The following is an 18,326-nucleotide window of genomic DNA, read 5'->3' as shown; positions in this document are numbered from 1 at the left end:
ACCGACGGCGACGGCGACAAGGCGAGCACGCCGGTCGACGTGTCGGGCAAGATCACCTTCGACGACGACGGCCCGAAAGCGAACACAGTGACCGCGACGCCGGTCCTGGACGACGACGCGCAGACGCTGTTTGTGGGTAATCCGGGCGGCACGAGCGACGTTGCGGACGCAATGGTTGCGACGGGCGCGGCGGGTGCGCTGTTCGCGGCGGGTGCGGACGGTGTGCAGTCGATCAGCTTCACCAACCCGGTCGGGCTGAAGGCGATCTACAAGGACGCCAACGGGCTCGGGGCCCAGGAGACGCTGAACTACGCGACGACGGTGGTCGCGGGCCACACGATCCTGACCGCGACGGGCGCGATCTCGAACAATGTGGTGTTCAAGCTCGACGTCGCACCTGACGGCTCGTACACGTTTACCGAGTCGGAGCCGCTGGTGCATCCGACCAGCAGCACGACGGAGGAGAACCTCGCCGTCGCGATCGGCTTCACGGTGACGGACGGCGACGGCGACCAGGCGGCGGGTTCGCTGACGGTGAACGTCAATGACGACACGCCGTCGATCAGTGCAATTCAAGATGCGATTGCACCTTTCAACAACAATACGCAGGTCAACGGTACGTGGCAGCCGCTGTTTGGTGCCGATGGCCCGAACGCAATCGCTCCGATTTCGATCTCAATGGGAGCGAACCCGACTGGTCTCACCTATGTCATCACCGATACGAATACGGCGGTGTCAGGCCACGAGCTCTTCAAGGTTGACGTGAAGAGCGGCGCAACGACGCTATACTCCTTCTATGAGTACACGGACTACAATCCCGCCACGAAGAGCGGGGAGATGTTTGCATTCACCGACCTTGCCCATACGAAGCAGTTCTTTGAACTGACCGTAGGCATCGATGGAACCTACAATTTCCACGTTGACACAAACACTCTTCAGCAAACGACCACGTTCAGTTTCGTTTCGCAGTTGCCAAACGGCGGAAACGGCGACTATCTGACGATCGTCAACGGCACCGGAACGTTCCTCAACGGCAACGATCCCGCCACGGTGCCTGCCGGCACCGTCCTCATTGACGGATGGAACAGCAGCAACACGAGTCCAAACTCTCACGTCTTGCACAAGAACAACCCGGGCTTGGGCATTGACAACGGCAACTTGGATGGCGGCGAAACCGTCATGTTCAAGTTCGGTGATCTGCAGACCGGCATAACCGTTGGCATCGGCAAGGGAAATAACTCGACCAACGAACACTTCCTCGTCACCGTTTGGGATGCGACGCATACCAATTCCGTTACTTGGGACTTGGTGCAGGCAGACGGCACGGCGATTGTTGTCGATCAAGCGCACTGGGGCGCTACCGGAACGGTATCCGGAGCACTCTTCTCATCTTTCAGCGAAGTCGACGTCAAGAATATCGCCAGCGGCTCTGCTGTCCCGGACGAAGACGACAAGGTCGTGCTGACGACACTTTCGTATGGACAGAATACGACGATTGCCAGTACCACCCTGAACTTCGCGCTCGCCATCACCGATGGTGACGGCGATACGTACGCCAGCACGGACAATCTGACCGTGTCTCTGGTCGGCACCAACGCCAGCCTGACAGGTACGACCGCGCCCGAGGTGATCGCCGCGAGCGCTGCGAATGATACGATCACCGGCGGAACGGGACCGGGAGATACCGTTGACTACAGCAACGCGACGTCCGGGGTGACGGTCAACCTGACGGCAGAAACCGATACGGTGGCCGCCGTCGTGGGTGGTGGCGCGGCAGGTGACACCATCAAGGGTATCGAAAACGTCTTCGGATCGTCCTTTGCGGATACTCTGACGGCTCACCCGTCCGGCAGCGTCCTCTATGCGGGAGCAGGTAGCGGGGCTGGCACGGATGTCCTGAATGGCGGCGTCGGCAATGACACTCTCGTCGCGGGCCTGGCCGGAACTGACGTCCTGTCGGGCGGCGCGGGCAACGACACGTTCGTGCTACATGGCAATGGCGGTGCCAATGTAACGATCTCAGACCTCGGTTTGGGCGATTCGATCGTCGTCGACGTTGCAAATCTGAACCTGACCATCAATACGGCCCAGACGGTCACGTTCAACTCGGGAACGACAGGCGCAAACGATCAGACCCACGACAGTGCCTTCGTGGGCTCGAACTTCTTCTTCAACACCAGCAACAATGAGCTGTACTATTCGGCCGACAATACTGCAGCTCACGCGGTCGATCTTGCCCACATCAGCACGGGCATCCCCGCAGCCAACGCCGTCCACGTGGCGTAAGCGGGCTGTGGTGCACGACAAAACCGCCGGCGAGCTCCTCGCCGGCGGTTTCTTTTTGCCTCAAAGAAGCAGTGGCAGCGTGCTCAGTGACCCGCCACCGGCATCCGCCGGCTCCGAGCCCACCCATTCCGAGCCGGCTGCCGCCGGCGCCGCTTCGGCTGTGAGCGGCGCAGCCTTCGCATACGGCTTCGCGAACAGGTGCACGCCGTCGTGATTGATCGCGAATAGCGGCGCGAAGTTCAATTCGCCGTTGTCCTCCCGCAGGCCCGCCCAACGGTTGTCCAGGATCATCCAGCGGCCATCGAGCCGGGCGGCAAGCACCGCGTGGTCCTGCCGGACCGTACGGTCGCGGACGAGGAGCAGACGCATGTCGGCGTCCGGGAAACCCGCTTCGCGCAGTGCGGCGTATTTGGCGATCGCGTAATCTTCGCAATCGCCTTTGCCCGTCGCAAAGCTCGCCAATGGCGAACTCCAGCGGTCCAGCTCGCGATGCTGGACGAGATCGCTGACATAACGGATCGCGGTGTTGACACCGAGATTGACCTCCTCGAGCTGAGCGCGACCGGACTTCGCCTTGACCGCACTGATGAGCCTGAGGAACTGCGCAGCGTTCGGCGGGCAGCTCGCGACATCGGAGCGGCAGCGCTCGAGCAGGGCCTGCTCGCTCGCGATCTCTGCCTCGACCGTGCGCCATTTGCGCCAGATGGCGTTGTCAGGTGCCCGGAACGTGAAGAGGCCGAAGGGTTCATTGCCGAGCGACGGCGCGCCGGCCGGAGAGGCGGCCTCTGGTTGGGCATCCGTCGCCGTGGCGGAGGGAGGCGTCAGCGCTGCCAGACGCATGGCATTGGGCCCGCGGCCACGCTCGCGATCGAGCTTCGCCAGCACCGCGTTGATCGTGAAGAACGTCGCGGGAGCCTGAATGGTATCTGCTCCGGATGGCGCGATTTCAGTCGGATCAGCCGGCCCGAGATCGGCCGCAAACGCGACCGAGGTTGCAGCACCGCTGAGCGAAACCAGCATGGCCGCCGCAAACGCCAGAATGCCCTGCCGTCGCCGTCCACAACGCGACTTCATTGACCGTCCCCATATTTCGGGACGTCGCCGGCGTCTTTACGCGCCTGGTCATCATCCCGACCTGTTTATCGGGAGCCAGCGTGCGCGTGGGTGCGCTTAAGTCGGGTTAAAACCGGGGACGGGACGACCAGGAATGAGCCGGTGGGATGAACCGCGTCCCTCCGGCAATGCTAAAGCTTGCGATCGCGCGTTAAGGACGCATTAAGCAAGGCGATCGGATCTAGTGCTCGCGCAGGGCCTCGTCGCGCAAGGTGCGAGCCGGCTTCATGATGTAATCCAGAACGCTCTTCTTGCCGGTCAATATCTCGACCGTCGTGATCATGCCCGGAATGATCGGAAGCGGAGTTTCCTCCGTACCGAGATGGTTCCTGTCGGTTCGAACCATCACGCGATAATAGGTCTCCGGCCGCTGCGCCGCTTCTCCCTTGTCGTCGAGGATCGTGTCGGCGCTGATCCGCTCGACCTTGCCGGCGAGATGGCCATAAACGGAGGAGTCGTAGGCGGAGATCTTGACCACGGCATCCTGGCCCGGGCGGATGAAGGCGATGTCCTGCGGCCTGATCTTGCCTTCGACCAGCAGGGTATCGTCGAGCGGAACGATGTCCATGAGGTTCGCACCAGGCTGAACGACGGCGCCGATCGTCGTGACGTTCAGCTTGTTGACGATGCCGCGAACCGGCGAACGCAGATCCGTCCTGCGCACCCTGTCCTGGGCGGACTTGATGTTCTCGTCGAGCACGGCGAGATCGGCCCTCGACTTGGCGAGATCTTCGTCGGCCTGCGCGCGGAAGGTCGAGATCGTGGTCGCAATCTTCGCCTTGGCTTCGGCGATCTGCCCTTTGGCTTCCGCGGATTGACGCTCCAGCCGGAGCATTTCGATCTCGGGAACGACCTTCTGCTCGTACAGCTTGCGCGTCAATGCGAGCTCGCGATCGAGCAGGCCCGATGTTTGGGTCAGCCTTGCGATCTGCTGATTGAGGACGTCGACATCCTGCGCCACCTTGAGGGCGCGCGTCTTGAAGACGCTCCGTTCCGTTGCGACGGCCGCGGGGTTGACCTCTTCGATCTTGTCAGGAAAGACGATCTCGCTACGGCCCTTCGCTTCGGCGTCGAGCCGCGCGAGGCGGGCCGCCATCGAGGCACGGCGCTCCCGTATCTCGCCAAACTCGGAGGCGAACTTGGTGTCGTCGATCCGCATCAGGGACTGTCCCTGCTGAACCACCGCGCCTTCCTGGACCAGGATGTCGCCGACGATCCCGCCTTCCAGGGATTGCACGACCTGGATCTGCCGCGACGGCACGACCTTGCCGTTGCCGCGCTTGACCTCTTCGAGCACGGCGAAATGAGCCCAGATCAGGAATGTGGAGAGGAGGGCGAAGAACGCCCACAGCAGCATGCGGGAGGTCCGCGGCGTTCTCAATCGAACGGCCGCGCGAATGTCGTTGGCGTAAGCGAAATCAGCTGACATTGGACTTCTGCGCCGGCTGGACTTGTTGAACCACTCTGGGATTGACGACCGGCTCGGCCGACGGAGTCTTGCCTTGCAACAGGCTCAAGACGTGGTCGCGTGGCCCGTCGGCAACCAGCCGGCCGTTGTCGAACAGCAGCAGCCGGTCGACCATGGTCAGCAGTGAGAGACGGTGCGTGGAGATGATGATGGTCATCTGCGCATCGTCGAGCTTCTTCAGCCGTTCAAGGAACTCGCTTTCGCTGCGGACGTCGAAATGCGCGGTTGGCTCGTCCAGAAACAGGATCTTGGGCTTGCGGATCAATACGCGCGCGAGGCCGATGGCCTGCTTCTGACCGCCCGAGAGGCTGCGTCCGCCCTCCGCGATGGGCATGTCGTAGCCCATGGGGTGGCCTGCGATGAAGCTTTCGACGCCGGCGAGGCGCGAGGCCGCAAGCACTTCCTCGTCGGTCGCGGCCGGATAGCCCAACGTGATGTTGTCGCGCAGCTTGCCGAAGAACAGATCGGTGTCCTGCATGGCAAAGCCGATGCCGGCGCGCAGGTCGGCGGGATCATACTGGCGCGAGTCGACGCCATCGACCAGGATGCGGCCATCCTGTGCCTCGTAGAACGAGAGCAGCAGGCGGCCGACGGTCGTCTTTCCCGAACCGACCCGGCCGATGATTCCAACGCGCTCGCCGCTCTGAATCTTGAAGGTGACCTTGTCCAGCGCCTTTCCAGGCGCATTGGGGTAGGTGAACGAGACGTTCTCGAAGCTGACAGTGCCTTGATCGATCTTTCTGGCGAGATAGGTCCGTTCCGGTGAACGCTCCCGCTCCAGAGTCATGATCCGATCGATGGATTTGAGCGCCGAGAAAGTCTGAGTGCCGCGGGTGATCACGGAGGCGATGCCTGCAATCGGCGCCAGAACCCGGCCGGCGAGCATGTTCGCCGCGACGAGGGCGCCGACCGTCAGAGTGCCGTTCTGGATCAGAAAGACGCCGATCACGATCATGAGCAGGCTGGTCAGCGTCTGCGCCGAGTTGGCTGCAGTCAGCGCCAGGGATGACCAGAAGTGCACGGCCTCGCCGGACCGGGCTGTCGCCGCGACCGAACGCTCCCAGGCCGTCTGCATCCTCGCTTCACCGCCCGAGGCGCGCACGGTTTCGAGGCCCGCGAGCGATTCCACCAGCACGCCGTGGCGGGCCGCCGACTCGGCCTGCAAGCGCTTCATCGCCCGATTGAGCGGGCGTTGCAGCACGAGGCCAATTCCGATCATGACCGGCAGCATCAGGAGCGGCACCCAGGCAAGCGGCCCGGCGACCACGAAGAGAACGGCAACAAACAGGATGGCGAACAGCAGATCGGTTGCCGAGACGACGCTGCCCGAGGTGAAGAACTCGCGAACGGAATCGAAATCGCGAAGCTGGTTGGCAATGATGCCGACGGATGTCGGCCGCTGCGACATCTTCACGGCCATGACGTGTTCGAAAATGTTGGCGGCAAGGACGACATCGATCGTCTTGCCCGTCACGTCGATCATCTTGCTCCGGACCATCCGCAGGATCAGGTCAAAGACGATCGCAAGGCCCATACCGATCGAGAGAGCAACGAGCGAGGGGATCGCTCCGTTCGGGATGACCCGGTCATAGACGCTCATCGTGAAGAGCGGCATGGCCAGGGCCAGAATGTTGATGAGCAGCGCAGCGAGCGCGATATGTCCGTAGTTGCGCCAATGCGCCTTTACGACGGACCAGAACCAGTGCTGTCGGGGAAGGCTGCCGGCCGCGACGGCTCGCGGGTCCGACTCGGCGGCGGCCCGGACCAGAAACGCGTAACCCGTATATCCCGCAGCGATGGTGTCGAGCGTCAGCATCTGCGGCACATAAGGCCGGTTGCTCGGGTCGATCACCCTTGCGGTACGCTTGCTCTCGTCGATGCTCAGCAGAACCAGCGTCGTTCCGTTCTTCATGATCAGAACGACCGGAAGAACGAGAGACGGGATGTCCAGCAGCTTGCGTTTGGTGGCCTCGGTCTCGAGGCCGGCACGGCGCGCCGCGCGCTCGTAGAGCGAAACCGTCAGGCGCCCGTCGAGGATCGGCAGGCCGCCGAGCAAGCCCTCGCGTGTCACGGCTCTGCCGTGATGTCCGGCCAGAAAGATGAGCGAGTCCAGCAGGGGATCGCCGTGTTTCGCTGCGCCTTGCTCGGTCCGGGCCGAGGCCGCGGACTCTTCGCCGATGTTGTCTGGGCGCGCACCTTCGGCCGAAGCCGTCTTTGTTTGACGAAACAACAAGCTGATATGCCTTAAATGAAAAGCGATGACGCGAACTTGGCAAAGTCGTCGCGAGACTACGACAAATTGCGAGTTAATTCATTTACTTATTTGAGCGGTCGCGATTAACGATTAACAATCGCGCGCCCGAAATTCTATCCGTGCGTTATCGGGGGTAGGCCGAAACAAAAAAGCCCGCACAAATGTGCGGGCTTTTTCAATGGTTATTCGGCCGACGTTGCTATTTTGTAATCGGCGAGAATGCGGTCAGCAGCCAGTGGGGCTTCTCGGCCGCGGCATATGAGCTGCGCTGGTCGGCCGCGCTGTCGAGCACGACCGGCCCGCCGGAGCCTTGCCGCTGCTGCGCAAACCAGGCCGACACGCCGGCAACCTTGGCTGACGCCGGCTCACCGGACCAGCGATCGCCGAAAGCGGACGTGGCAGGCTCGGTCGCCGCATAGGACAGCCGGACGGGCGCTGCCGTCGGTGCCGGCACGGCAGTCCGCAGCGGCTCCGAACCGCTCTGCGGCAGGGTCCAGCGGAACGTGGGCGCCTTGTAATCCGGCAGGCCGAACAGGTTGAGATCGGTCGGAGCTGCGTCGACAGGGGGAGGAGCCTTCAGGTACTCGATCAGGGTTCCTGTCGCCGCGAGCAATTGATAGTCGGCGAACACCACGACCGCGCGCGCCGAGGTCAGCGAAACCTGCGCATTGAAGAACTGGTTCTGGGCGTTCAGGAGGTCGATGAGCGAGCGCTGGCCGAGCTCATATTCCTTCTGGAAGGCGGCGATGGTCTTCCGGGCCGCCTCCAGCTCGCTGGTCAGCGCCGCAATGCGGGTCTGCGTGACCGTGCGAGCGTTCCAGGCCTTGTCGATCGACTCATAGGCATCCCGCTGCAGGCGGGCGTGCCGTGCGGTCGCCTCCGTGAACCGTTCGGCCTTTTCCGAGCGGTTCCAGGCGTCCTGGCCGCCGCGGAAGATGTCCCAGGACATCACCACCTTGCCGCTGTAGTCCTCATGGGTGACGGCGGGCGAGCCGGCGGCCGCAACATAGGGGAACGCATTGTCGTAATGCGTCGCCCGACCCTCGAGATAGAATTTCGGGGCGAACAGTCCGTCCGTGGACTTGAAAGCGTGCTTGGCGGCGTCGACGTCGGACTGGGCCGCCGAGATCGTGGAGTTGAACCGCAGCGTGACCGCGAGCGCCTCATCCCGGCTGGCCGGCAGCCCCCTCAACGGGCCCGGGAAACGCACATTGTAAGGCTCTATTCCGACGACCTTGCGGTACTTCGCCCGTGCGTCCTCGAGACTGCGGCGGAATTCGGCGAGGGCTGCACGAGCGCTTTCGACGCGCTCCCTCGACTGCTCAAGGTCGCCTTCGCCGGCCCGGCCGCCCGAAAAGCGGGAGTTCACGTTCGAGAAGATCTTCTCGTGATTGGCGACGTTCTGCTGGGCCCAGGTCACCAGGCGCATATAACGCACGACATCGATGTAAGCTTCGGCGGCGTCGAGGGCGATCAGCTCGGTGCGTTCCTTGACGCGTGCCGCGGCGGCGTTCACGCGCGCATTTTGACGCCACACTTCGTGGATCGAGGTGAAACCATCAAAAAGAAGCTGACGGACGACGACGGATTCCTGGCTTCCGTTCCGCCACGGTCCTGATCCGGTCGTTGGAACCGCAATGCTCGGGGCGATGAAGCCGGGCGACTGGTCGAACTTTTCCGGTCCATAGCTGGCGTCGATGCGGACCTGCGGTAATAGCGTACTCTGGGTCTGGCGGAGCTCGCTCTCGGTTGCGCGGCGGTTGGCCGAGGCCTCACCCACCCCCGGGTTGGTCTGCATCGCCTGTTTCAAGGCATCGTTGATTGAAAATTGCTCGGCTTTCGCGGGGGCGACGGCCAGGATGATCGTTGCGAAGGCTAAATGCGCCGGCTTCATGGTCCCCACCATAAACGTCTTTTAACAAATATTATTGCCTGGGAAGAATTAGCAAAATGCTACGGCACTACCTATGACATTTCAGTCACAGCTTGCAGCAATCGATCCGACGTCTCTTGCGCGAGTGATACGGGAACAGCTCGGGCAGACTAACTAATTACCTCTTCATGGGTGAAACAGGGCTTGCTGCGTTGCACAAATTCAGCGTGTAATCTGCTGCCTAGCAACCTGATTCTACTAATCAATTGCGCTGCTGCCGTGCTGCGATGCGGCTGTCGTTCGATGGGGCGGTTCCGGATATGGCAGGGTGTGCCAGGCCGGCCGGAGAGTTTTGCGCCGCCGGTTGAATGCTTCCCCCGCTCCGGAGTTGGAGACCGCCCGGGGCGGCCAGCACCATCCGGCCTTCGCCGATTCGGATCCAGGGGCGCCTAAGCGGCCGGCAGGTTTGACCTGCGATCGGCTTGCCTTCAATCGCCGGTCATCAGCGCTTGCCCCGGCCCGCTCACGTGGCGGCAGGGCGATGCCTCGGGTCCATCCTCATGATACCTCGGGAGCCCCTCGGGAAGTAACGGCACGTGCATTTCAAGTTAAGGACGAACGCTTGCAGCAGGCCTCTGGATGCAAACTTTGCTTAAGGTGTCAGACACATAGTGAAGGCATTTCAGAATGAGATTGAAAGGCTTGAATTGTGACTCCAGATCTTCGAAGCGAGCTGGAAGGCCTCATGGAAGCTATCCAGAAGCGCCAACGGCATATTGAGGACCAGGTTTTTCTCATCAACATTCTCGAGCGGGAGGGGCACATCACGCTCGACCAACAGGCCGCCCTTCGATTTGAACGCAAGGAGCTGGCGCTTCAAATGGAGCGGCAGACGAACCTGCTCTTGAAAGCGCGGATCCGCGCTTAGCGCCATTCATTCTCGGGCAAAGTTCCCGGCGGAGGCTTGAGTTGCTCGAGCCCGTCGTCGATCGCCCGGATGTCTTCTTCCATCCGCTCGATGGTCCGGCTCGGGTCGATGCCCGACACGGTCCGGAGTTGCTCGAGCAGCAGGCGCCGATGCTCGCGCAGCTCTTCGAGTCCGCGCCGGTCCTTGAGTGCCACATGAGAGGCAACGATCAATTCTATGGATGATGGCAATGCAATACCTATCGATTAAATGCGTCGATTAAAACGTTCATTATAGAGCTTTATGCGAAGCAGAAAAGATCGCCCGCATCCACACTTCGACGATAGGGGCTGCCGGCGCAGGTGTTGCCGGAGATCCCCTCAAGCGCAATCGCGACTTGCCGGGAGCGGGCTGTCGTCACGTTGGCCTAGACACAGCTCAGTCGACCTTATTGCGATGGCACCATGATCTGACGGCAAAAGCTGCTCGATCTTTGCTGTTCGCCGGAGCGCACACGGCATGTCGGCGAGATGGTTTCCGCGACGCTGTATCGCGTTGCATCGGCGGCTTCGCTGCTCGATACCGCCATGTCGCGGGATGTGCATCGGTGATTCCACAGAGCGCGTCCTTTACGGATAGCGTTACGACCATTAATTTCATCTCGATATTTTGTTGATTTGTTTTGCCGGTGTCAGCAGCCCTTTCGCCAAGGCAATTGCAAACGATGTGTGATCGTTGCTCGATCCTCGACAGGAAGATTCAAAGATTCAAGGAGCTCGTCGTTCAGCTGTCTGATTTCGATGACGGCCTGGTCGAGCAGATCATTTGGAGAATAGCCAGGCTGCGCAGCATGAAGGCTGCGCTGCATCCCGACGACGGATAGCCGGGAAATGGCCGCCATTCGTCTGGTCCGGGTGCGATGTTCCAACAGCGCCGGGAGGGAAATGCAGGATCCGGTTGTTCGAGTCTGCGGTTTCATTGATCTAGATCAAACCAAAGCCGCCCATCTGGTGAATCACGCTGGGCGTATGAACCAGCCCTGCAGAGCATCGACCGTTCGGTTAAGATTGCGGGAAAAAAAGGAAAAAGCGTTCATCTGAACGTAGATGAGTAGGGCCTTCTTTCGAGATTCCGCACAGCAATATCCGACGAGATCATCGGGCACTTATCACTGGGTGCACGCGCGATGGCATGAGGGGGCTTGGCAGGATCGGGAAAAATAGGCAATATTCAATTTTTGGATTTTGCCATGCCAGCTTATCTTGTCCGCTCAATCGATAGTCATCAGATCGTCGGCCTTTTCTCCGCCGATCATCCCCGAAGTCTCGCCCATTCAGTCGAGGAATGGACGGAACGGGACCATTGCGAATATGTCGAATTGCCATCCGGCGGCCTGGTCTGGGCGGGGTCGGCGGTTCGAGTGCCCATGCACACGGGCATCGAGAAAGACGCTGACTGGAACATCCCCGAATTGCCTTTCACGAGCGCGACGCTGTCGGACACTTGGCTCAATGTGCTCTACGGCTACACGCCCGGGCTTCGTTGGACGAGGTTCAGGGCCAAAAAAGCACCGCAATCAACGCCAGCCGAACTTCCAGAGCCGGTGCGCTCGGCGCAGATCATTCCTCTGCGACCGCGCTCTCAGCAAATGGCCAAGCGGCGAGATGCGCAATGACGGCGGAGAAGCTGCGCAGCCACGTCACCTACTTGACCGAACTGGGGCCGGATTCCGAGGGACGCGACGTCTTCGTGGGCCTGACTTATGGAGAAACCGTCTGGTTGATCGATTATCGGGAGCGGCGTGCGCGCGGCGAGCCGGGATGGAGCCGCGATCAAGCGACTGCTCGCAAACTGGCGGCAAGGCACCATACGGCGCACATCGAGATCGTGATCGCACAGGCGGAAAAGCGTTTCGACAACCCGACCATCAACTAGCTTGCTCAGGTCCTGCTTCGCCACCGCTCATCCCGGAACGCTGATGGCGCAGCCGTTCTGCGGATGGAGATCATCCGCAGAGCTCAACTTCCTCCCATCCATTTCGACGATGGTCAGCGGCAGACATACGTCCCGTTGACCAGCACGCGAACGCATGCCGCGCCTGCGGCTGCTGCGCCGACGGCCGCAGTCCCGACGACCGCCCGCCTGGTGGTTCGGCGTGCCACGCCGGCGACCGACACGGGGGTGAGGGGGCGTCCGACCCGTGCATCTGCCTGGCTGAAGGACAGTGATGGTGTCTCGCCGGATGACCAGCCGATCGAGACGGACAGGCCTGCGCCGACCACGATGGTCGCAGCAAACAGCTTACCGATCATACCACGTGTCATGACGACCTCCGTCCTTGCGGCGATGATGATGATGTCGACTGACCCACGGGCCGGCCGGCGAACCGTTGATCAAGATCAAGGGAAAAGTCGAAATCCACTTGGAGGTCGTCAGGTCAGCTTCAATGTCAGATGAACCGTTTGAGGATCCCGCTTCGCCGCAGGGCTGAAGCCGAGCCTCTCGAAGACGCGACGCATCGCCGTATTGTCGGACATGACCTCCGCAATCAGTTCAGTCAGCCCGGCCTCGCGCGCGAGCGCGATGAGATGCTGTGCCAGCAGCGTGCCGACGCCACGTCCCTGCCAGGCATCGACAACGACAAAGGCCATCTCTGCGCAGCCGGGCGTCGCGACGACGTAGCGGCCTCCGCCTATGATGACGTCTCGGCCCGCACCCTTCGCGCAGGCAACCAGCGCCACGTGATTCACGAAGTCGATCTCCATGAAATAGGCGCGCTCGCGGTCCGAGAAGTGGCGCTTCGGTGCGAAGAAGCGAAGCTGGCGTGTTTGCATGCTGGTCTGGTCCAGCGCGGCGAGCATTCCGACCTCATCCTCCGGCCGCTGTGCCCGGATCTCGATCGCGGTGCCGTCGCGTAGCGTCTCCCGGCAAGTGAAACTTGCTGGAGTCCCCATGAGTGCGTGCCTTTCTCCGTTCAGCGATTTGCCGGAACTTGCGCCTGAACCGGATCAAGTCTGCCGCGAAAGGCAGGTCGTCAGGCTTCCGCAGGGAACCTTGCGCTCCGTCACTGACCGTTGACCTAAATCAACGTCGGCGATCCGCACGCTCCTTGAATGACTGGACGACGGCGAGGGCGAACATGGCGATGGCTAACATGGCGATGGACAATCTGAAACTGCCCGACCTGAAACTGCCGGATGGCCCGATGTCGGGCCTTGTGGCCTCCGCCGTCGAATACATGGTCGATGCGGGGCAGCGCAGCGTGCTGTTTCTGGACATCATGCGTCAGCGTGGCGACCAGTATCGCGAGCATGTCGCGCAGGTCGCGCCGCATGTGCTGCAATATGCTGCAGAATTGATCGCCGACGGCCGCACGCTGGAGGAGCCGGTCAACTACGCGCTTGTGCGCATCATTCCGCCCAAGGATGTCGAGATCGACATGAGTCGGCGGCCCTTCGTGGTGGTCGATCCGCGTGCCGGCCATGGGCCGGGCATTGGCGGCTTCAAGGCCGACAGCGAGATCGGCGTGGCGATGAAGGCGGGGCATCCCTGCTATTTCATCGGCTTCCTGCCGGAGCCGGTGCCGGGCCAGACCATCGAGCGCATCGCGCGCGCGGAAGCGAAGTTCATCGAAACCGTCATCAGCCGTCATCCCGAAGCCGACGGCAAGCCCTGCGTGATCGGCAATTGCCAGGCCGGCTGGGCCGTGATGATCCTGGCATCGTTGCGGCCGGAACTGTTCGGGCCCTTGATCATCGCCGGCGCGCCGCTGGCTTATTGGGCAGGCGTGCACGGCCAGTATCCGATGCGCTATTCCGGCGGCCTTTTGGGCGGAAGCTGGCTGACGGCGCTGACGAGCGATCTCGGCGCCGGCAAGTTCGACGGCGCCTGGCTGGTGCAGAACTTCGAAAATCAGAATCCGTCAAACACGCTCTGGACCAAGCAGTACAACGTCTACTCCAAGGTCGACACGGAGGCGGAGCGCTATCTGGATTTCGAGCGCTGGTGGGGCGGTCACGTCAACCTCAATGCCGAAGAGATCCAGTTCATCGTCGACGAGCTGTTCATCGGCAACAATCTCGCCGCCGGCCGCATCGAGATGTCGGACGGACAGAAGGTCGATCTGCGCAATATCCGTTCGCCGATCGTGGTGTTCTGCTCCAAGGGCGACAACGTCACGCCGCCGCAGCAGGCGCTCGACTGGATTTTGGACTGCTACGCCGACGTCGACGAGATCAGGGCGTATGGCCAGACCATCGTCTATACCGTTCACGAGAGCATCGGCCATCTCGGCATCTTCGTGTCCGGCGGCGTCGCCAAGAAGGAGCATGCCGAGTTCTCGAGCAACATCGATTTGATCGACGTGCTTCCGCCCGGGCTCTATGAGGCGACGTTCGAGGCGAGAGGCAACGAGACGCTCAATGCCGATCTCGCGGCCGGGCAGTGGGTGATGCGCTGTGAGGCGCGCACGCTCGACGATATCCGCGCGATGGGAGGCAACTCGCCCGAGGATGAGAGGCGGTTTGCCGCCGCCAAGCGCGTCTCGGAGCTCAATCTGGCGGCCTATCAGAAGTTCGTCCAACCCTGGGTCAAGAAGATGGTGACCCCGCAGGTGGCGAACTTGGCGCGCAACATGCATCCGCTGCGGATGCAATATGAGGCCTTCAGCAGCAAGAATCCCTGGATGTCCACCATCCAGGCGGCCGCCGATCGTGTCGAGGACAACCGCAGGCCGGTCTCGAAGGACAATCCGTTCCTGGCGATCCAGGAGCAGATGTCGAAGCAGATCGTCCATGCGCTCGACAGCTGGCGCGACGCGCAGGAGGCGTTGAGCGAGACCGTCTTCCTGAATGTCTACGGCTCGCCGTTGCTTCAGGCGGCCGTCGGTATCGATCCGAATTCGGTGCCCTCGCAGCGCCGCGAGATGTCGGCGGAGCATCGCGCGATGCTCGAGAAGCGAATCTCCGAGCTGAAATCGCGCATCGGCGAGGGTGGCCTTCGCGAAGCAGCGCTCCGTTCGCTGCTCTATGTCGGCTCCGCCCGCGGCATGGTGGACGAGCGCAGCATCGAGGCGCTCCGGCAGGTGCGGCGGGACCATGCCGGCCCCCGGATGACGCTGGCGGAATTCAAGATGCTGGTCCGCGAGCAGTTCTTCATGCTGCTGCTCGATCGCGACGGCGCGCTGGCTGCGATCCCGAAATTGCTGCCCGACGACATGAGCCAGCGGCGTGCAGCCTTCGCCGCGATGTGCGAGGTGCTGTCGGCGAGCGAGGACATCACAGGCGAGCGCGCCCATCGTCTGAAACAGGTCGCCGGGCTTTTTGGTCTGGACGGAGAAGGGGACCTGACGTCGAACGTCACCCCTTTCGACCCGAAGGCAGAGGCAAAAGCGTCGTAACGCGGATGGACGGAAGTGGGAGTGACATGATGTCGGCCAATACGACGGGGGGCCATTCCGGCAGCAAGTACGACCGCCTGATCGCGGCAGCGAAGGCGGGGGCGTCACTGCCGACTGTCGTCGTCCACCCCTGCGACGAGACTTCGTTGCGCGGCGCCGTCGACAGCGCAAGCGCCGGCATCATCCGGCCGATACTTGTCGGGCCCGAGAAGAAGATCAGGGAGACGGCGGCCAAATTCGATCTCGACGTGTCCGGGTTCGAGATTGTCGATGCCGCGCATAGCGAGGACGCCGCGGCCAAGGGCGTCGCGCTCATCCACGCCGCCAAAGGCGATTTGCTGATGAAAGGCAGCCTTCACACCGACGAATTGATGCGCGCCGTCACGGCCAAGACCGACGGCCTGCGCACCGACCGGCGCATCAGCCACGTGTTCGTCATGGATGTGCCGGCCTACGCCGAGACCATCTTCGTGACCGATGCCGCGATCAACATCTTCCCCGATCTCGACGCCAAGCGCGACATCATCCAGAACGCGATCGACCTCTACAACCAGGCCGGCTTCGGCAAGACCCCGCGGGTCGCGATCCTGTCGGCAGTCGAGACCGTGACCTCGAAAATCCCCTCGACGATCGAGGCCGCTGCGCTTTGCAAGATGGCCGATCGCGGCCAGATCACCGGCGGCATCCTCGATGGCCCGCTGGCGTTCGACAATGCGATCGACACGGAAGCCGCGCGGATCAAGGGCATCACCTCCGAGGTCGCCGGCCGCGCTCAGATCCTGGTCGTTCCGGACCTCGAGGCCGGGAACATGCTGGCCAAGAACCTCGCCTATTTTGCCAAGGCGGACGGCGCGGGCATCGTGCTCGGTGCCCGCGTGCCGGTGGTGCTCACCTCGCGGGCGGATTCTCCACGCGCGCGCATGGCATCCTGCGCGGTTGCCGCGCTCTATGCTCGCGCCAGGCGTCAGAAGGCGCCGACAGTGGCTGCGTGATGTCATGGATACGATCCTCGTCGTCAATGCCGGCTCCTCCAGCGTCAAGTTTCAAGTCTATTCGATCGAGGGCGAGGGGGCCCTTCGGCGGCAGATCAAGGGACAGATCGATGGTATCGGCAGCCGGCCGCGTCTGCGGGCCGGCGGCACGAGCAACGGCCCATTGGTCGATCGCGCCTATCCGATCGAGGCTGTGCCGGATGTCCCGGCGGCAATGGCTGTTGCCGGCGACTGGTTGCGGAACGAGCTTCGGGTGACGCCGATCGCGGTCGGCCACCGCGTCGTGCATGGCGGTCCGGACTATTCGCGGCCGGTCGTGATCGACCACGGCGTCGTGTGCCGGCTCGAGCGCTTCGTCTCCCTGGCGCCGCTGCACCAGCCGCATAACCTGGCGCCGATCCGCTCGCTGCTCGCGGGCTTCCCGGCATTGCTCCAGGTGGCCTGTTTCGACACCGCCTTCCACCGCACGCACGACGCGGTCGCCGACCACTATGCCATTCCGCACCAGCTTCATGCCGAAGGCGTGCGGCGCTATGGCTTTCACGGCCTGTCCTATGAATACATCGCCCGAACGCTGCCCCATGTCGCGCCCGAGATCGCCAGCGGACGCGTGATCGTCGCCCATCTCGGCAGTGGTGCCTCGATGTGCGCATTGAAGAACGGGCGTAGCGTCGAAAGCACCATGGGCTTCACGGCGCTCGATGGCCTGCCGATGGGAACGCGGCCGGGGCAGATCGATCCCGGCGTTGTGCTTTATCTCATCTCGGAGAAGGGGATGTCGGCTCCGAGGGTGCAGGACTTCCTCTACCGCGAGTGCGGACTGAAGGGCCTCTCCGGCGTCAGCAACGACATGCGGGAGCTCGAGGCGAGCACAGATTCCCATGCAAGGCTCGCGATCGACTACTTCGTCTACCGGATCGGGCTCAGTGCCGGCATGTTGGCCGCGGCCTTGCAGGGGCTGGACGCCTTCGTCTTCACCGCCGGCATCGGCGAGAACTCGGCATCGATCCGGGCGCGTGTGGCAGAACAGCTCGCCTGGCTCGGTGTAACTCTCGACGCCGACGAAAATGCCCGCCATTCACGGCTGATTTCGCATTCCGGCAGTCGCATCCCCGTCTATGTCGTCCCGACCGATGAGGAGCTGATGATCGCGCAGCACACGCTGGCGATGCTGGTCAACAGCCCGTCGCAAAACACACGATCTGAGAGGGTGTCATGATCCCAGTATTCCCGGACAGCAAGGTGGCCCTGAAGGGAAAGAAGGGTCTGATCGTCGGTATCGCTAATGACCAGTCCATCGCCTGGGGCTGTGCGCGGGCGTTTCGTGCGCTCGGCGCCGATCTCGCCGTCACTTACCTGAACGATCGCGCCAAGAAGCATGTCGAGCCCCTGGCGCAGGCGCTACAGGCGCCGATCTTCATGCCGCTGGACGTGATGGTCGAAGGACAGACCGAAGCGGTGTTCGAGCGCATTGCGGCCGAATGGGGCCAGCTGGACTTTCTGCTTCACTCCATCGCCTTCTCGCCCAAGGAGGCGTTGCACGGCCGCGTCGTCGATGTCGGCCGCGACGGCTTCCTCAAGACCATGGATGTCTCGTGCTGGTCGTTCATGCGCATGGCCCATCTCGCCGAGCCGCTGATGAAGAACGGCGGTACTCTGTTCACCATGACCTATTACGGCAGCCAGATGGTGGTGGAGAACTACAACGTCATGGGCGTGGCCAAGGCTGCGCTCGAGGCCTCGGTGCGCTACATCGCCGCCGAGCTCGGTCCGAAGGGCATCCGCGTTCACGCGATCTCGCCGGGCCCGCTGGCAACGCGCGCAGCCTCAGGCATCCCCGAGTTCGACGAGCTCATGGACAAGGCGCAGTCGAAAGCGCCGTCACGCAGCCTCGTCAGCATCGACGACGTCGGCAACGCCACCGCCTTCCTGGCGCTCGACGGCGCCAAGCTGATCACCGGCGGCGTGCTTTACATCGACGGGGGATATCACATCATCGACTGACCCCGGCCGCGTGTTGTCACGCCGGGTTGGC

The 18,326-nt window shown here is 62.4% G+C and carries 16 protein-coding genes; 8 read left to right on the top strand and 8 right to left on the bottom strand.

Annotated elements, in window-relative coordinates:
* The coding region (locus XH79_RS02455; protein ID WP_442869900.1) for a DUF5801 repeats-in-toxin domain-containing protein at positions 1-2,286 on the top strand (2,286 nt) is incomplete at its 5' end.
* Between the two features lie 60 nt (positions 2,287-2,346).
* On the opposite strand, the gene XH79_RS02450 is transcribed toward XH79_RS02455, so the two are convergent.
* The 4 genes from XH79_RS02450 to XH79_RS02435 all read right to left on the bottom strand — a co-directional run bounded on the left by XH79_RS02450 (position 2,347) and on the right by XH79_RS02435 (position 9,027).
* Positions 2,347-3,306 (bottom strand): transglutaminase-like cysteine peptidase, encoded by a 960-nt coding sequence (locus tag XH79_RS02450; RefSeq protein WP_271580508.1) that lies wholly within the window; start codon positions 3,304-3,306, stop codon positions 2,347-2,349.
* Positions 3,307-3,580: 274 nt separating this feature from the next.
* The gene (locus XH79_RS02445; protein ID WP_212338289.1) at positions 3,581-4,828 is read right to left on the bottom strand and encodes an HlyD family type I secretion periplasmic adaptor subunit; all 1,248 of its coding nucleotides are present in this window, start codon (positions 4,826-4,828) and stop codon (positions 3,581-3,583) included.
* Positions 4,818-7,097: a type I secretion system permease/ATPase gene (locus XH79_RS02440; protein ID WP_442869899.1), complete on the bottom strand. Its 2,280-nt coding sequence runs from the start codon at positions 7,095-7,097 to the stop codon at positions 4,818-4,820. The genes XH79_RS02445 and XH79_RS02440 overlap by 11 nt, the downstream gene beginning before the upstream one ends.
* Before the next feature lie 223 nt (positions 7,098-7,320).
* Positions 7,321-9,027, bottom strand: coding sequence for a TolC family outer membrane protein (locus XH79_RS02435; protein WP_271580507.1), 1,707 nt, complete (start codon positions 9,025-9,027; stop codon positions 7,321-7,323).
* Between the two features lie 712 nt (positions 9,028-9,739).
* Here XH79_RS02435 and XH79_RS02430 point away from each other — a divergent pair.
* Entirely contained in the window at positions 9,740-9,922 is a 183-nt protein-coding gene (locus XH79_RS02430; protein WP_271580506.1) for a hypothetical protein, read from the top strand.
* On the opposite strand, the gene XH79_RS02425 is transcribed toward XH79_RS02430, so the two are convergent.
* Both XH79_RS02425 and XH79_RS02420 read right to left on the bottom strand, forming a co-directional pair.
* On the bottom strand, positions 9,919-10,116 hold the full coding sequence (locus tag XH79_RS02425) for a hypothetical protein (RefSeq protein WP_333938753.1): 198 nt from the start codon (positions 10,114-10,116) through the stop codon (positions 9,919-9,921). The two genes, XH79_RS02430 and XH79_RS02425, sit on opposite strands and share 4 nt — an antisense overlap.
* Positions 10,117-10,592: 476 nt before the next feature.
* Positions 10,593-10,802 (bottom strand): hypothetical protein, encoded by a 210-nt coding sequence (locus XH79_RS02420; protein ID WP_271580504.1) that lies wholly within the window; start codon positions 10,800-10,802, stop codon positions 10,593-10,595.
* 300 nt (positions 10,803-11,102) lie between these two features.
* Between XH79_RS02420 and XH79_RS02415 the strand changes: the two genes are divergently transcribed.
* Together XH79_RS02415 and XH79_RS02410 are read left to right on the top strand one after the other, a co-directional pair.
* The gene (locus tag XH79_RS02415) at positions 11,103-11,576 is read left to right on the top strand and encodes a hypothetical protein (protein WP_212338310.1); all 474 of its coding nucleotides are present in this window, start codon (positions 11,103-11,105) and stop codon (positions 11,574-11,576) included.
* Positions 11,573-11,836: a hypothetical protein gene (locus XH79_RS02410; protein ID WP_212338312.1), complete on the top strand. Its 264-nt coding sequence runs from the start codon at positions 11,573-11,575 to the stop codon at positions 11,834-11,836. The genes XH79_RS02415 and XH79_RS02410 overlap by 4 nt, the downstream gene beginning before the upstream one ends.
* A gap of 113 nt (positions 11,837-11,949) precedes the next feature.
* On the opposite strand, the gene XH79_RS02405 is transcribed toward XH79_RS02410, so the two are convergent.
* Together XH79_RS02405 and XH79_RS02400 are read right to left on the bottom strand one after the other, a co-directional pair.
* Positions 11,950-12,225 (bottom strand): hypothetical protein, encoded by a 276-nt coding sequence (locus tag XH79_RS02405; protein WP_212338314.1) that lies wholly within the window; start codon positions 12,223-12,225, stop codon positions 11,950-11,952.
* 108 nt (positions 12,226-12,333) lie between these two features.
* Complete coding sequence (locus XH79_RS02400) at positions 12,334-12,855, bottom strand: GNAT family N-acetyltransferase (RefSeq protein WP_271580503.1); 522 nt, start codon at positions 12,853-12,855, stop codon at positions 12,334-12,336.
* 185 nt (positions 12,856-13,040) lie between these two features.
* Between XH79_RS02400 and XH79_RS02395 the strand changes: the two genes are divergently transcribed.
* From XH79_RS02395 to fabI, 4 genes are read left to right on the top strand one after another with little or no spacing between them, the layout of a single operon-like run.
* Complete coding sequence (locus tag XH79_RS02395) at positions 13,041-15,299, top strand: DUF3141 domain-containing protein (protein ID WP_271580502.1); 2,259 nt, start codon at positions 13,041-13,043, stop codon at positions 15,297-15,299.
* A gap of 26 nt (positions 15,300-15,325) precedes the next feature.
* Entirely contained in the window at positions 15,326-16,291 is a 966-nt protein-coding gene (locus XH79_RS02390) for a phosphate acetyltransferase (protein WP_442869898.1), read from the top strand.
* A 4-nt stretch (positions 16,292-16,295) separates the two neighbouring features.
* On the top strand, positions 16,296-17,510 hold the full coding sequence (locus XH79_RS02385) for an acetate/propionate family kinase (protein ID WP_271580501.1): 1,215 nt from the start codon (positions 16,296-16,298) through the stop codon (positions 17,508-17,510).
* Entirely contained in the window at positions 17,507-18,295 is a 789-nt protein-coding gene (gene fabI / locus XH79_RS02380; protein ID WP_212338321.1) for an enoyl-ACP reductase FabI, read from the top strand. Before XH79_RS02385 ends, fabI begins: the two co-directional genes overlap by 4 nt.
* The last annotated feature ends 31 nt before the right edge of the window (positions 18,296-18,326 follow it).

The sequence above is a fragment of the Bradyrhizobium sp. CCBAU 45389 genome (genome assembly GCF_028128625.1).
Classification (GTDB): Bacteria; Pseudomonadota; Alphaproteobacteria; order Rhizobiales; family Xanthobacteraceae; genus Bradyrhizobium; species Bradyrhizobium liaoningense_B.
This window is presented reverse-complemented; position numbering and strand designations above follow the sequence as displayed.

What these genes read in the sequence shown, in the direction of transcription:
- XH79_RS02450 (WP_271580508.1), bottom strand. Translation starts at nt 3,306, where the DNA reads ATGCTGGTTTCGCTCAGCGGTGCTGCAACCTCGGTCGCGTTTGCGGCC.
- XH79_RS02445 (WP_212338289.1), bottom strand. Translation starts at nt 4,828, where the DNA reads ATGTCAGCTGATTTCGCTTACGCCAACGACATTCGCGCGGCCGTTCGA.
- XH79_RS02435 (WP_271580507.1), bottom strand. Translation starts at nt 9,027, where the DNA reads ATGGTGGGGACCATGAAGCCGGCGCATTTAGCCTTCGCAACGATCATC.
- XH79_RS02430 (WP_271580506.1), top strand. Translation starts at nt 9,740, where the DNA reads ATGGAAGCTATCCAGAAGCGCCAACGGCATATTGAGGACCAGGTTTTT.
- XH79_RS02420 (WP_271580504.1), bottom strand. Translation starts at nt 10,802, where the DNA reads ATGGCGGCCATTTCCCGGCTATCCGTCGTCGGGATGCAGCGCAGCCTT.
- XH79_RS02410 (WP_212338312.1), top strand. Translation starts at nt 11,573, where the DNA reads ATGACGGCGGAGAAGCTGCGCAGCCACGTCACCTACTTGACCGAACTG.
- XH79_RS02405 (WP_212338314.1), bottom strand. Translation starts at nt 12,225, where the DNA reads ATGACACGTGGTATGATCGGTAAGCTGTTTGCTGCGACCATCGTGGTC.
- XH79_RS02400 (WP_271580503.1), bottom strand. Translation starts at nt 12,855, where the DNA reads ATGGGGACTCCAGCAAGTTTCACTTGCCGGGAGACGCTACGCGACGGC.
- XH79_RS02395 (WP_271580502.1), top strand. Translation starts at nt 13,041, where the DNA reads ATGGCGATGGCTAACATGGCGATGGACAATCTGAAACTGCCCGACCTG.
- XH79_RS02390 (WP_442869898.1), top strand. Translation starts at nt 15,326, where the DNA reads ATGATGTCGGCCAATACGACGGGGGGCCATTCCGGCAGCAAGTACGAC.
- XH79_RS02385 (WP_271580501.1), top strand. Translation starts at nt 16,296, where the DNA reads ATGGATACGATCCTCGTCGTCAATGCCGGCTCCTCCAGCGTCAAGTTT.
- fabI (WP_212338321.1), top strand. Translation starts at nt 17,507, where the DNA reads ATGATCCCAGTATTCCCGGACAGCAAGGTGGCCCTGAAGGGAAAGAAG.